Raw genomic sequence first — 14,905 nt, forward strand, 5'->3', positions numbered from 1 at the left:
TCTATGAAACAAGAAAAGGACTCTATTTTCGAGTCCTTTTCTTGTTCTTACTAATAATACATGACTAACTATTCACTTCATGAGTAAACTGAGCGCTATAGCTTTATATTAATTAAATAATCCTTTAAAAAAGTTTCCTAAGGAATGGAAAAGTTCACTCAAGAAGTTTGCTACCTTCTCCCAGAAGCTTTGATCCAATCCAAGTTCTTCTGCTTTGTTTTTAATAGTTGACGCAATGTCTTCCAACTGATTTTTCACCTGGTCAAAATCAATGTTTAAGTCACGCATTTTATCAAAAAGATCTGTGAGCATTTGGCGGTCTGCTTCACTCAAGGAAATTTCCAATTTATCCAATTGCTCCTTCACAATCCGCTCTACATCTTCTTTCGTAGCAGGGTTTTGTTCTGCAATCTGTTTCTTTATGTCTGTCAAAAGCTGACTAACCTTCTCTTGACTCATTCCTTCTTTTTCAGCCAGATCTGTTGCTACGTCAAGTTCTTCATTAGCTAATTCCATTCTTTCCTTATCTAGCTGTTCACCTTCGACATCATACGCTTTGTAAATACCAGTTAAGGCAGAGTGACCACTAACCTTCACAGGAGAAGCTACGTCTACAGTTGCATCTTCTACCCCTGCTGTTAATAATGCGTTTGCATACATTTCCTTTGTTACTTGGGTAATATTATCAGGTGTAACAATATTAACGGTTAAGCCATTTCCTTTTTCCTGTCTTACAATTTTAGCACTGGAAAACATTCTGGAGTTAGGGTCACCATCAATATAATTGGCAATGTCTTTCCCTGTGACATTATACTCCTGTACATCTGTTGCTTCCTGTACTTTAAGTAATTCACGAACCTCTGCTCGTTGTGCATCTGTTAACGTATCTCCATAAACGACAATAGGAACGCCTAACTTTTCATTAATGCTGTTTGAATCACTTGCTCCGCTATCTGCAAAAGATGTAGACGCAAGCCCCATAACAAAGCCAAAGATGAGGGTCATCATAATAATTATTTTTAATTTCTTTTTCATTTTCATTCTCCTTTGATGTTTATAAACATGTAACTTTTTAAGTAAGTCGGGTTTACTCGTATATTTCAATTGTATGTTTGTCCAAGGTGAATATTGATTATCATCTATTATTATAACTTTTTATTTGCAATATGAATACACATTTGTGTTTTTCATCCAATAGCTAAGCATATATCTTTTGTTCCCTATACAGTTGCGATATATTTAGTGTGTCGAACTATTATATAGAAAGAAGGGTTTGCAAATCAATACAAATTCATTAGTAAAGCGCAATTTAGCAATCATGTGGTTTGCTAACTTTTTTATCGCAGGCAGTATTACGATGGTTCTACCGTTCATCTCATTATATATTGAATCCTTCGGCGATTTTTCAGATGCTTATGTGCAAAATTGGTCTGGTTGGATATTTGCAATTACTTTTGTAACAGCTTTTATATTTTCTCCAATTTGGGGGCGCATCGGTGATAAGTATGGTAGAAAGAAAATCTTAATATTTTCTGCTGTCGGCTTAGGCCTTTCGGTTTTCTTAATGGGGTTTGCTACCTCTGTATGGCAGCTTTTTTTATTACGATTATTTATGGGCATAGTGACTGGCTTCATTCCGATGTCTCAAGCTCTAATTTCTACACAGACACCTAAAGAGATAGCCGGAAGAGTGCTTGGAACATTACAAACAGGTAGCATTACCGGAACATTAATGGGGCCACTTATCGGCGGTTCATTAGCAGATGCATTCGGCTATGCAAGTACATTCAAATGGGTTTCCATAACGGTGTTCCTTTCCGCCATTATTGTTACATTCGGGATAAAAGAAATAAACGTCAAACTATCCTCTAAAGAGAGCGACTATAAACCATATTCCAGCAAAGAAGTCATCTTACACATTGTAAAGAAACCGGTTCTACTTGTTGTTATGTTAATTTCTGTATTAGTTCAAGTAGCACACTTTAGTATTCAGCCAATCCTCTCATTATTTGTTGCTGAAATTCATGGGCCCCAAAGCATAGCATTTTTCTCAGGGATGGCTTTTTCAGCTGCGGGGTTAGGTAATTTATTGATGACACGCAGGTGGGGGCGCCTTGGTGACAAAATTGGTTACATTAAAATACTTATATTCCTGCTGTTCATGGCCGGAATAGTATATTTCCCTGGGGCCTTCGTAACTAATATTTGGCAACTAGTTGTATTACGCTTTTTGCTTGGGATTTCCATTGGAGGGATCATTCCAGTCAGAATAGCATATATTCGTCAGGAAGCCCCACTATCTATGCAAGGTGAAGTGCTCGGTTATAACACAAGTTTACGTTTTCTTGGTAACATTATTGGTCCTTCATTAGGAGGCTTTTTGGCAGGATTCTTTGGATTTTCAGCTGTATTCTTTGTGACAAGTGCCTTACTTATTCTTAGTGGTTTTATCATGTTAATTGCTTGGTATAAATATGAATATGAAGGTAAACATTCGCATTCCTTGTCAACCAACAGAAGTTAGCTAAATCTTTAGTAGTAATGACTTGACGCGAAACAAACCTTTTTCTCTTTTCCTTCTATGCTGAACTATTGATTTAAACGTAAAAATATGCAAAAATAACAGAGTCTAATTAATAAAAATAAGACAAACTTGTTTACGTAGAAAGAAAGTGATTTATATGGGTATAGTCGTAGTTGAGGTTTGTGACGGCAACGAAATCACTACAATTGATATAGAAGCAATACTGGAAGAAGAGTTTCCTGAAGTCGCTGTTTTAATGAATGAATGTTTATCTTTTTGTGGTTTATGCAGGGTAAAACCATACGCCCTTGTTAATAACAATCGTGTCTTCGGAAATACGCCAGAGGAATGTCTCGATAAAATTCGGGACGCCATAAAAAAGGAACTAGCTGTATATGAATAACAGCTAGTTCCTTTTTATTTTCTCTGCTATATTATTTCCCGGGTAATAATTTGTCATAATTTGTTGCTACGAGTAACGCAACCGGATATAGCAACTTATAAACTAGCTCTGAAAATAGCTGCTGCATCTTCCTTCGTCAGCTTTTTGAAATTACCGAATTCCGGACTGGCTATTACTGTTCTTTCTGCCATGTCGTCTACGGATTGTTCATCAATAGAATAATCAGCCAAACGAGACGGAGCCTCTATACTATTCCAAAACTCTCTAAGTTTTTGTATTCCTTCGTTTGCAATTTCGAAATCTGTTTTGCCTTCTTGCTCCACTTCAAATACACGGATTGCAAACTGCTTAAATCTACCTACGTTAGTCTCATCAAGCACATGCTTCATCCAATTAGGAAATAGAATGGCAAGACCGCCGCCATGAGGTATGTCATGTATAGCGGAAACAGCATGCTCCAGGTTATGGGAAGCCCAATCTCCTCTAAGCCCCATACTGAGCATATCATTTAAAGCTAACGTTCCACTCAACATGATTGTTTCTCTGTATTCATAATTCTCAAGGTCATCTAATAATTTCGGTGCTGTTTCCATCACAGTTTTTAACACTGACTCACAGAAACGATCTTGAATAGGTGTATTTGTTGCTTGGTGGAAATAATGTTCTAATACATGTGACATCATATCAACCATACCATAGATTGTTTGGTCCTTTGGAACAGACACCGTATGTTCCGGATCAAGAATGGAAAATTGTGGAGAGGTATATGGTGAACCCCAACCATGCTTTTCATTCGTTTCCCAATTGGTAATTACAGAGCCTCGATTCATTTCAGATCCTGTGGCCGACAAGGTAAGAATCGTACCAAACGGAAGTGCATCCGTTGCTGCTTCCTTTTTGGTTACAATATCCCACATATCAACATCTGTTTTAGCCCCGGCAGCAATGGCTTTTGTACAATCGATCGTACTGCCTCCGCCAACTGCTAAGAGGAATTCAACACCTTGCTCTTTACATATTTCCACACCTTTTCTGACCGTAGAAATTCTAGGGTTTGGCTCTACACCGGATAGCTCCAACACTTCTGCATCTATTTCAGTTAATTTTTTCATTACATTATCATATATGCCGTTTCGTTTAATACTACCTCCACCGTAGACAAGTAATACCTTTTTCCCGTATTTCTCAACTTCCTGGGGCAGAGCATCTATTTGGCCTTTACCAAAAATTAATTTGGTCGGGTTCTGGTACGTAAAATTATCCACACATATTGCCTCCTATTACTTGGTGTATACAATAACATCCATTTCTATAAGTACGTCTTTTGGAAGGCGACTTACTTCGACGGTCGCTCTTGCAGGGTAGGGTTCTGTCAAATAGTCTCCATATATTTCATTCACAGTAGCAAAGTCCTCCATGGAGTTTAGGTAAATCGTGAACTTAACTACTTTTGAAAAATCAGTACCTGCTTCTGTTAAAATTGCTTGTAGATTCGCTAACACCTGCTTTGTTTGTTTTTCAATTCCATCCACAACTTCCCCTTTGCTTGGATCAATGCCGATTTGGCCCGAAACATAAACAAAGTCACCTGCCTGAATAGCTTGTGAATATGGCCCAAGGGCAGCTGGTGCGTTATCTGTATGAATTGCTTTCAACATTTACATTCCTCCCATGCATATATTTCTTTCATCATATCATTTCTATACTTAATCTGTCGCTAAACCCTTCTTATATTCCATTACAGATTCAACATAGTATATATCCCCATAGCATGCTTCTAATTTTTTCGCCTCTTCACGTAAACAACGATATTTCTCTTTTTCAGGATCTTCATTATACATTTTTTGGGAGAAAGCTATAGCAGTTTCTTGTGTAAAAGTACCTGTCCTATTTACGGCATAGTCTATAAAACCTCTGCCAAAATTATATGCTTGAACAGCTAATTCTACATCTCCATCCGCTTCTTCTAGTGTTTTAGAAAAGTAATAGACTCCTTGTTTTATGGATACCTCAGGGTCATCTATGCATCCTCTTGACCCACAAAAGCTTTCTGATGCTTGCATCGGATCGTTTCCTCTTCCTCCCGATTCCTGCATCATCATTGCTAATAAAACATGGGTTTTATCAGCTATTCCATACTTTTCCGCATACTTTTTAACAAGTGGTTCATAGGCGATTACCTCTTCACTCACAGATGACTCCTGATTCCAATTGTTCTGTAATGGTTCATAGCTTACCAAGGACAAAAACAGGAGCACCATACATAAGAGAAAAGTTATTAAAAGTGAATGTTTCCATGCCTTTTGTGTTTTCTTTTTATATTTCATATTAATTATTCCTTTTTACAAAAACTATTAAACTACCAACTAGCCATCCATAAATAAAATGGGCTGATAACCAATAAAAGAATGCCATTCCATCGGTAAGCTCAGGGGTGCGGTCAGAGAAACTGGTAGTTAAAAATAATACAGCACCTATTAGTGTATTTATAACAATATAGAGAAGTACTTTTTTTTCACTTTTAAATCTGCTTAATCCGTAATAAAGCACGAAGACAAGAACGATAGAAACAATTAGGTGAAGAATAAATTCTGCTACTGGATGTAATGGAATTTCTTTTAATACAGGTATATAGTCAACATTCATTAGTAGTACGTAAACTTTTTCGGAGCTCCACTTTTCCAATATAAAAAGCAGACCACCGAGAAACAGACCGGATATAATTCCTATGTTAACTAGTTTCCATTTATTCAATACTCTTCCCTCCCTGCTTTTTCACGTGAAAATAATTCCTTCTCTTTCCACTTACCGAATCGATAATACATATAAGCAATCAAGCTACTTACGAGAAAGCTTAACCCCATCCCAATTGCTATACCCATTTCACCAAATAAACCGGACATTATCTCAGCCAGAGGGTAACGCAATAACCAGAAAGATATAATATTTAAAATTAAGACCTGATACATAGCGCCCGAAGCACGGACAATACCATTTAAAATAAAGTTAATCCCAAGAAAAGGGTAGCACAAAGCAATAATAGTTAAATACGTGGTACCAAATTCAACTGCAGCCTTATCCTGAATAAACAACTTTATTCCATATTCAGCAAACAATAGAACACACACACCGACAATTAGCATGATACCTGCGTTATACAACACTCCATACTTGGCGATCTTACGGACTCTTTCCCAGTTATTGCTGCCTATATTTTGCCCGGCCATACTACTAACCGCCGTACCCAATGCATGAGCAGGAAGCATAATTAAACTATCTAATCGCTGCGCAGCACTAAAACCGGCAACTACGTCTCCACCAAAATCAGTTACAGCACTCATTATTGCTGCAACTCCTGCAGCAATTACAGCCATTTGCATACCAGATGGGATGCCTAGATGGAAAATCAGTTTTATTTCTTCCTTTTTAGGAAATTCAGGTATTTGAAAAGGAGCTAGTTTTTTGCGCAGTACATAGGAGACACCAAATATAAATGCACTTCCCTGAGCAAGAATTGTTGCATATGCAGCACCCTTAACGCCTAAATTAAACACAGAAATAAACAAAGGATCCAAAACTATATTTAATAAAACAGCAATCATTACAAATCGAAGGGGTGTTTTACTATCACCTAACGCTCGCAGTACAGTACTGATAAAATTATAACCAAACAAGAAGAGAATCCCAAGAAAATTTAACTGTAAGTAAGCCTTCGCATTAGCCAGCATGGCCTCCGGAGTCCCTACAAGCATAAGAAGAGGCTCTGCCAGCAGAAAACCGAGCAGGCCTAACATAACAGAAAGAATAGTTAAGAGCACCACAAACGCATTTAAGTAACTTCTTAACCCTTCTTGGTGTGACTTCCCCTTTTGCTGTGAGAGTATTGTTAGGGCAGCATTATTCATTCCAATAACGAAGGATAATACGGTAAAGATGATCGTACTGGAGACTGCCACCGCCCCTAACGCGTTTCCCCCAAGCAAATTTCCTATCCATAAACTATCTGCAAACTGATAAGAGGTTTGAAGCAAATTTGTCAGCATAAGTGGACCTGAAAAATATATTAACTGTTTTAGTATATTTCCTTGGGTAAAATTATGCTGATTTGCCATGTTAACAATTCCTTTCTAATAAAATGCTTGAGATCCAACTTAATTATTTTTATATTTGACGAAGAAACCGATCCAATGAGCGTATTTCTATAGCGTTATGATAAACATATTTCTCAAAAAAGCTTGCAATTCATATTTATAGGTAATTCAAACTACCATCTACTTTACCCTTATCTTCCCTGAACATAAACAAAGGTGACCAGAATCTCTGATCACCTTTGCTGTATTCGTGTATTAAGCTTGTGCTCTTGCTTCTTTTGCTTTGTCTTTTTTATCACGTTTCCAGATGAACTGGAGTGCAATCATAATAATGAATGCTGCTGCACCAAACAAATCGGTGTGTCCCTCTGGATAAATTAAGAGTATTCCTGTTATCACTGCAGCAATCCGCTCAATCCAAGGAAGTTTTCGATACCAATAACCAATTAATCCTGCTCCAATAGCAATCATACCCGTAATAGCAGTGAGTAAAATTAGCAAGATTTCAAAGAAAGTCGTATCTATCATGAGTAATTGCGGTTGCAACACAAACATATATGGAATAATAAAGGCTGCAATTGCTAACTTTGATGCATTTACTCCTGTACGTATCGGTTCGCCACCAGAAATACCTGTTGCCGCAAATGCCGCAAGTGCAACCGGGGGCGTTATATCCGCTACAATACCAAAATAAAATACAAACATATGACCAGCCAATACAGGAATTGCCACTTCCAATTGATCATTTAATGCAAGTATTGCAGGTAAAGCAATTGTAGAAGTAATAATATAATTTGCTGTCGTCGGTGAGCCCATACCTAATATAATAGAAGCAATCATTGTCAGGAACAATGTTAATAGCAACTGAGCTTCTGGTGAACTGGCAATAGACCCTGCAATACTTACAAGACTATTACCCATTTTCAAGCCTAAACCTGTCTTAGTAACTACACCAACGATAATCCCTGCGCAAGCTGTAGCTGCTGCTACTCCTAACGCCGTTCTGGCACCTTCTTGAAGGGCTACAATAAACTTTGCCGGAGTTATTCTTGTTTCCTTCAGGAATAGACTCACTATAACTGTAATTAAAATACCTAGTAATGCTGTTCTTTCAATACTGAATCCCTGAAACAGCAGAAAAACAATAGCAATAATAGGGAGTAATAAATGAAGCTTCTTTAATGCTGTTTTTTTGGCAGGAATCTCTTCTTTAGGTAAGCCGTGCAAACCAAGTCTCTTTGCTTCCAGGTGGGTCATAATCCAAATTCCTGAGAAATAAAGCACAGCTGGAATAGTCGCTGCCTTCGCAATTTCCCAGTAGCCTACACCAGCAAATTCAATCATCAGAAATGCAGCCGCACCCATAATTGGCGGCATAATTTGGCCACCTGTTGAGGAGGCTGCTTCAACTGCCCCAGCAAAATTAGGCTTGTAACCAAGCTTTTTCATCATTGGGATAGTATAAGAGCCCGTTGTAACTGTATTCGCTACAGAACTACCAGATATCGTGCCATTTAAAGCACTGGAGAAAATGGCCACTTTTGCAGGTCCACCTGTTCGCTTACCTGCAATAGCAATTGCAAGGTCATTAAAGTAATTCCCTACACCTGTCTGTACTAAAAAAGCACCAAACAGAAGAAATAAAAAGATATATGTAGAAGATACCTGTAGTGGCGTACCTAAAATACCTTCTGTTGTAAAGAACATGGAGTTAATCAGCTGTTCGAGACTCAATCCGCGATGTGCCAGCATACCAGGCATATTAGGGCCAAATAGTGCGTACACCATAAATAATATCGCAATAATTGTTATAGGAAGCCCTACAGCACGTCTCGTACCCTCGAGCACTAGTAAAATAGCAATACCACCGACAACCATTTGTGCTTGAGTAATTCCGCCTATCTGTTGAACTAATGTATCATAAAACACCGGCCAATAAGCACAAACGAGAATAGATAATAATGCAAGAATATAATCATACCAAGCTACCTTTCGTTTGTTCCCTTTTCTTCTCGCCGGAAATAGTAAGAAAATAAGGGTAAGAGCAAACCCTAAATGGACAGTCCGTTGAATATAGGCCGTATATTGGCCAAATGCACCTGTATAAAGCTGAAAAAGGGAAAAAGCCAGCAGCCCGAAAAAGACAATTTTAGCAGCAATGCCACCAAGGTTTCGAGTATTGGATTCAGCATCATATTTTTGTAGTAGTTCCTCTTGATGTACTTCTGTTAGCTGATCTTTTGAATCACTCACGGATTCTCACTCCTTTCAAAAATTGCCAAGTTGATAGATTTTCGACTTTAATTTTAAACCACGCTCCTGGTTTAAAATACTTATTAAAGTACACCATATGTTCATTATCCACGCCCCAAACAAGGCGATTCTCAGAAACTGTCTTTCCATTTCTTACATTCATATATGGAAAGATATTATCCAAGTTCTTCACATGGTATTTACCATCTTCATATACAAACGTTTCCCCTTCTTGCGCATTAGAGGGCATTCCAATTCCAAAGTGCTCATAAACGATCTCATATTGTTTTATTTCATGATTACCAAGCACTTGATACTTTTCAACCACGTCTGTCAGATGGATAGAGTGTTTGAAGATGATCTGAAAGGTATCTTTCTCATCAATCGGTAAGAATGCTTCGATGTGGTTTGTATTTTCTTTATAGAACACCACCGCTGTGCGGAAGGGAACAAATAATAGAAGTACTACAATAATAATGAAAAGAATGGCTACAAAAAGTACTTTTTTATTTTGATAAAACTTCATTTTATTCACCTAGATTACATCTGTCTTTCATACAAAAATGAGTGACCGGCAGCAAACTCCAATAAAGGATTACTAGCCGGCCACGAAACTTATATTTTTTTATCTTTACTTAGACACGCCAACTTCATCAAAGTATTTTTTTGCGCCAGGGTGTAAATCAATCCCAATACCATCCAGCCCAGATTCTTTCGTAATAAACTCCGCTTTAGCATGGGCCATATCACCTGTATTTTCGTAAATTGCTTTGGTAATTTCATACACTGTATCCTCTGAAAGACTGTCAACAACAGCTAGCATTGCAAGTACAGCAACTGTATTCACATCTTCCTTTAAACCATAGGTACCAGATTTAACAGTATCTGCAGCATAGTATGGATACTTTTCAACAAGTGCGTCTACTTTATCCTGTTCAATTGGCACAATGCTAACATCTACTGTAGCAGATAGTCCTTCTACTGCACCAGTTGGAGTTCCAGCTGTAATAAAGGCGGCATCAATGTTGCCATCCTGAATTCCACCAGTGGATTCTCCAAAATCAAGATTTTGTGCTTCAATATCATCCATTGACATATCATGAATTTCAAGAATTTGTTCTGCATTAACATACGTACCTGAACCAGGTGCACCAACAGATACAGTTTTACCCTTCAGATCTTCAACAGATTTAATTCCAGAATCTGCTGTTGTAACAATCTGAATAGTCTCAGGGTATAAAGATCCAATCGCTTGAACATTATCTACAGCTTTACCTTCAAAAGAATTTGTTCCTTCAATTGCATTTGCTACTACATCTGTCTGTACAAAGGCAAGTTCAGCATCTCCTGCCGCAAGAGCTGCCACGTTATCCGCAGAAGCGTTTGAAGACAATGCATCTGTTTGGATATCAGTTTCATCTGTAATAATTTTGGCCATTTCTCCACCTAGAGGATAATATGTACCACTTGTGCCTCCAGTAAGCATGCTTAGGAATTTCGGCTTATCCCCACCATCAGAGGAACCACCATCTTCTTTCCCTTCCTCACTATCTCCGCTACCACATGCTGCCAACAGCAATGCAAGCGCTAGCATTAATATAAATGAAAACGATTTCTTTTTCATCCATACTCCCCCTTATAATCTTTATTATAGTAAAACTATTTTACCTTTAAAGCTGGTAAGTTGTCAATATAACTTGGGCTAATAGTTAATAATTTAAGAAAAATCTCACTATAGAATAATACTTTTTTACTAATTGTACATAATTTTTACAATAATATGATATTATGAATACAAGCTTTTTTATTACTATTTTAAAGGAGTTGTTGTATATGATGCACGTCCCGTTAATAGTTGGTGCAATGATGGAACATGCGGAAACATTTTTTCCTAAGAAGCAGGTTATTTCGCAAACACATGATCAGTTACATCACTTAACTTACAAAGATGTTGGACAGCGAACTAGGCGTCTTATGTCCGTATTGAAAGAACTCGGAGCGAACAAGGGAGACCGTATAGGGACACTTGCCTGGAATCATCATCGTCATTTGGAGATTTATTTTGCTGCTCCGGGCATTGGTTCGGTCTTACACACCATTAATATCCGTTTAGCTCCAGAACATATTATTTATATTATAAATCACGCTGAGGATAAAATATTATTTGTAGATGAAGATACCCTCCCATTGATTGAGAAAATTAAAGATCACTTAACTACTGTTGAAGCTTACGTTGTCATGACAGATAAAGCTGAACTTCCCGATTCATCCATCCACCCTTTATACTCCTATGAAGAACTCTTACAAACTGGAGATCCAAGTTATCCATTTAACACTGACATTGATGAAAATGAAATTGCCGGCATGTGCTACACATCCGCCACGACTGGCAAACCTAAAGGAGTAACCTACTCACATCGAGGCATCGTGCTGCATAGCTACGCACTTGGCTTAGCTGATTCTGCAGCTATTTCAGAGTCGGATGTTTCCATGCCTGTTGTTCCTCAATTCCATGTTAATGCTTGGGGTACTCCATTTGCTTGTACATGGTTTGGTTCAACACAGGTCCTGCCTGGCCCAAGATTTACCCCACAGCGACTGGCTGAATTCATTGATAAGTTTAAAGTTACCATAACAGCAGGCGTACCGACCATATGGTTAGCTCTATATCGCGAGTTGGAGAAAGGCACTTACGATACGTCAAGTCTCCGTGCTGTTCTATGTGGTGGCTCAGCAGCTCCACTTGGGTTAATAAAAGCATTTGAAGAAAAACTCAATATCCCGTTCTTCCATGCTTATGGAGCAACTGAAACAACCCCATTGGTTACTTTATCTCGATTAAAGAGTTACCAGCAGAATTTATCCAATGAAGAAAAGTTAAAAGAACGTTCCAGACAAGGAATTCTAGTGCCAGGTCTCCAAATGAAGGTGCTTGGGAATAGTGGTGAAATTTCTTGGGACGACCAAGAAATGGGGGAATTACTAGTCCGTGGTAATTGGATAGCAAATGAATATTACAAAGATGAACGAAGTGAACAAGCATTTGTTGATGGATGGTTTCATACAGGAGATGTAGTTACGATTGACGAAGAAGGTACGATAAAAATTGTAGATCGGACTAAAGATTTAATTAAAAGTGGAGGGGAGTGGATTTCCTCCGTTGATCTTGAAAACGCTATAATGGCACATGAGGCTGTCTTTGAAGCAAGTGTCGTTGCAGTTCCTGACGCAGAATGGCAGGAGCGGCCAATTGCCTGTGTTGTTCTTAATGAAGGCTATAAAAAAGATGGAATGAAAGAAGCTATTATGAATTATCTGCGCCCACAATTCGCTAAATTTTGGCTGCCGGATAACGTACTATTTTTCGATGAAATTCCTAAGACGTCAGTAGGGAAGTTTTTAAAACGGGAATTACGTGAACAAGTTAAGGAGCAGTTGGGGTTAAAAAATTAATAGATTGTTGTGTTGGGAACCAAGTAAAGATCTGCCTAAGATTAGTGAGCTACAGAGATTTTTTCACCACCGACAAAGTTAATCAGCAGTAGCAATTATACTCCCATTATAGATGGGAATAGTTAGTATACAGAATTTAATCTGTTATCATCAAAAACCCTTGTTCTACAATAGAACAAGGGCCTTGTTTATTCTTATTTATTTGCTTCTTTTTTATATTGTTCAAATTCCTTAGAAGTACAGCGCACCCAATGTCGTGGCCGAACCTCCCTAAATTCCGGCTGCTCACTTGTGTCGTGAACAGTAGGATCATAAGCCACACGTCTGCGTGAACGTTCATAATTTGGATCTGGTAAAGGGATAGCAGATAATAATGATTTGGTATATGGATGAATTGGATTATGATACAGTTCATCTGCATCTGCAAGCTCTACCATATTACCAAAATACATAACACCAATACGATCACTAATATACTTCACCATGGAAAGATCATGCGCGATAAACAAATAAGTTAATCCGCGCTCTTTCTGAAGCTGTTTAAGCAAATTAACTACCTGTGCCTGAATAGATACATCAAGAGCAGATATCGGTTCATCCGCAATAATGAAGTCTGGCTCGACAGCAAGTGCTCTTGCAATACCTATACGCTGTCTTTGTCCACCACTAAACTCATGAGGGAAGCGTGTTGCATGCTCTTTATTCAGACCAACAACTTCTAATAATTCCTCTACACGGGCTTTACGTTCCTTATCATTTTTCGCCAGATTATGAACGTCAATACCTTCAGCTATAATATCCATTACAGTCATACGAGGGTTTAAAGAAGAAGAAGGATCCTGGAAAATCATTTGCATCTTACGGTTAAATTTCAGCAATTCATTCTTTGATTTCTTCCCGTGTACATCTTCGCCTTTAAACTTCACTTCACCTTCTGTCGCTTCATATAAACGAATGATGGTTCTTCCAGTTGTCGACTTCCCACAACCGGATTCCCCAACTAATCCAAACGTTTCACCTTTGAAGATATCAAAGGTTACTCCGTCTACTGCAGTAATTGTTCTATGTCTTCCAGCTTTAAAGTGTTTTTTTAGGTTTTTAACTTCAAGTAACTTTTCTTGTGACATTATTTCTCACCATCCTTCGAACCTGTATTAGAGAAGCCTTGCATTCTGCGTTGCACAGATTCAGGTGGCTCGATTTTTGGAGCATCTTCATGCAATAGCCATGTAGCTGCATAATGTGTATCAGATACTTTAAACATTGGCGGCTCCATTACTGTATCAATCTCCAAAGCAAATTCATTCCTTGGTGCAAATGCATCTCCCTTTGGTGGATTTAATAAGTCTGGCGGGCTGCCTGGAATAGCAAATAATTCTTCTTCATCACTATCCAATGTTGGCATAGAGCCAAGTAAACCCCAAGTATAAGGATGTTTGGCATTATAAAAGATATCATCTGTTGTGCCAATTTCGACAATTTTACCTGCGTACATAACAGCAACTCGGTCAGCAACGTTTGCTACCACACCTAAATCATGGGTAATGAAGATAATCGCACTATCTGTTTCCTTTTGAATATCTTTCATCAGTTCTAAAATTTGTGCCTGAATGGTCACATCCAAAGCTGTTGTAGGTTCATCTGCAATTAGAATTTTTGGATTACATGCCAGCGCAATTGCTACTACAACACGCTGACGCATCCCACCCGAGAATTGGTGTGGATATTGATTTAATCTAGTTTCAGGATGTGGAATTCCTACTAGTTCCAGCAATTCCACAGCCTTTTTTCTAGCATTAGTACGATTCATATTCTGATGCTTAATTAAACCTTCCATGATTTGGTTACCAATTTTCATGGTAGGATTTAGGGAAGACATCGGGTCTTGAAAAACCATCGATATATCTTTACCCCTGATTTTTTGCATATCTCTAGTAGATTTTTTTACTATATCTTCACCTTCAAAAAGGATTTCTCCTGATTTCACATAGCCATGTGGTTTAGGAAGAAGCTGCATTAGAGCCATGGATGTTACAGACTTACCTGAGCCTGATTCTCCAACGATTGCTAACGTCTCTCCTTTATTTAAATCAAAGGTTACACCTCGAACAGCTTGTACTTCACCGTTGTAGGTGTTAAATGAAACCTTCAAATCTTTAACTTCCAATAATTTACTCATTT

General features: G+C 38.2%; 14 protein-coding genes. 3 read left to right on the forward strand and 11 right to left on the reverse strand.

Going from position 1 to position 14,905, the window contains the following annotated elements:
* Nucleotides 1-108: 108 nt before the first annotated feature.
* Nucleotides 109-1,035: a DUF1002 domain-containing protein gene (locus BME96_RS17415; RefSeq protein ID WP_071649761.1), complete on the reverse strand. Its 927-nt coding sequence runs from the start codon at nucleotides 1,033-1,035 to the stop codon at nucleotides 109-111.
* A gap of 244 nt (nucleotides 1,036-1,279) precedes the next feature.
* Here BME96_RS17415 and BME96_RS17420 point away from each other — a divergent pair, with 244 nt between their 5' ends.
* Both BME96_RS17420 and BME96_RS17425 read left to right on the forward strand, forming a co-directional pair.
* The gene (locus BME96_RS17420; protein ID WP_408068416.1) at nucleotides 1,280-2,524 is read left to right on the forward strand and encodes an MFS transporter; all 1,245 of its coding nucleotides are present in this window, start codon (nucleotides 1,280-1,282) and stop codon (nucleotides 2,522-2,524) included.
* 157 nt (nucleotides 2,525-2,681) lie between these two features.
* On the forward strand, nucleotides 2,682-2,927 hold the full coding sequence (locus BME96_RS17425) for a YuzB family protein (RefSeq protein ID WP_071649762.1): 246 nt from the start codon (nucleotides 2,682-2,684) through the stop codon (nucleotides 2,925-2,927).
* A 95-nt stretch (nucleotides 2,928-3,022) separates the two neighbouring features.
* On the opposite strand, the gene BME96_RS17430 is transcribed toward BME96_RS17425, so the two are convergent.
* The 8 genes from BME96_RS17430 to BME96_RS17465 form a co-directional block, all read right to left on the reverse strand.
* The gene (locus tag BME96_RS17430; protein WP_071649763.1) at nucleotides 3,023-4,192 is read right to left on the reverse strand and encodes an iron-containing alcohol dehydrogenase; all 1,170 of its coding nucleotides are present in this window, start codon (nucleotides 4,190-4,192) and stop codon (nucleotides 3,023-3,025) included.
* Between the two features lie 15 nt (nucleotides 4,193-4,207).
* On the reverse strand, nucleotides 4,208-4,585 hold the full coding sequence (locus tag BME96_RS17435; protein WP_040956619.1) for a RidA family protein: 378 nt from the start codon (nucleotides 4,583-4,585) through the stop codon (nucleotides 4,208-4,210).
* A 48-nt stretch (nucleotides 4,586-4,633) separates the two neighbouring features.
* Nucleotides 4,634-5,254 (reverse strand): lysozyme family protein, encoded by a 621-nt coding sequence (locus BME96_RS17440; RefSeq protein ID WP_019377357.1) that lies wholly within the window; start codon nucleotides 5,252-5,254, stop codon nucleotides 4,634-4,636.
* A gap of 1 nt (nucleotide 5,255) precedes the next feature.
* The gene (locus BME96_RS17445) at nucleotides 5,256-5,681 is read right to left on the reverse strand and encodes a hypothetical protein (RefSeq protein ID WP_040956621.1); all 426 of its coding nucleotides are present in this window, start codon (nucleotides 5,679-5,681) and stop codon (nucleotides 5,256-5,258) included.
* Complete coding sequence (locus BME96_RS17450) at nucleotides 5,678-7,039, reverse strand: MATE family efflux transporter (protein ID WP_019377359.1); 1,362 nt, start codon at nucleotides 7,037-7,039, stop codon at nucleotides 5,678-5,680. The genes BME96_RS17445 and BME96_RS17450 overlap by 4 nt, the downstream gene beginning before the upstream one ends.
* 234 nt (nucleotides 7,040-7,273) lie before the next feature.
* Nucleotides 7,274-9,271: a TRAP transporter permease gene (locus BME96_RS17455; protein WP_071649764.1), complete on the reverse strand. Its 1,998-nt coding sequence runs from the start codon at nucleotides 9,269-9,271 to the stop codon at nucleotides 7,274-7,276.
* Nucleotides 9,264-9,797, reverse strand: a complete 534-nt coding sequence (locus BME96_RS17460) for a DUF1850 domain-containing protein (RefSeq protein ID WP_019377361.1) — start codon at nucleotides 9,795-9,797, stop codon at nucleotides 9,264-9,266. Before BME96_RS17460 ends, BME96_RS17455 begins: the two co-directional genes overlap by 8 nt.
* 105 nt (nucleotides 9,798-9,902) lie before the next feature.
* Entirely contained in the window at nucleotides 9,903-10,895 is a 993-nt protein-coding gene (locus BME96_RS17465) for a TAXI family TRAP transporter solute-binding subunit (protein WP_060679764.1), read from the reverse strand.
* A 209-nt stretch (nucleotides 10,896-11,104) separates the two neighbouring features.
* On the opposite strand from BME96_RS17465, the gene BME96_RS17470 reads away from it, so the two are divergent.
* Entirely contained in the window at nucleotides 11,105-12,724 is a 1,620-nt protein-coding gene (locus tag BME96_RS17470; protein ID WP_071649765.1) for a long-chain fatty acid--CoA ligase, read from the forward strand.
* Between the two features lie 194 nt (nucleotides 12,725-12,918).
* Here BME96_RS17470 and BME96_RS17475 read toward each other — a convergent pair whose 3' ends face one another.
* The gene (locus BME96_RS17475) at nucleotides 12,919-13,851 is read right to left on the reverse strand and encodes an ABC transporter ATP-binding protein (RefSeq protein ID WP_019377364.1); all 933 of its coding nucleotides are present in this window, start codon (nucleotides 13,849-13,851) and stop codon (nucleotides 12,919-12,921) included.
* Nucleotides 13,851-14,903 carry an ABC transporter ATP-binding protein gene (locus tag BME96_RS17480; protein ID WP_019377365.1) on the reverse strand — a complete coding sequence of 351 codons (1,053 nt, stop codon included), beginning with the start codon at nucleotides 14,901-14,903 and terminating at the stop codon, nucleotides 13,851-13,853. Before BME96_RS17480 ends, BME96_RS17475 begins: the two co-directional genes overlap by 1 nt.
* Nucleotides 14,904-14,905 lie beyond the last annotated feature (2 nt).

Source organism: Virgibacillus halodenitrificans, from assembly GCF_001878675.1.
Taxonomy (GTDB): domain Bacteria; phylum Bacillota; class Bacilli; order Bacillales; family Amphibacillaceae; genus Virgibacillus_Q; species Virgibacillus_Q halodenitrificans.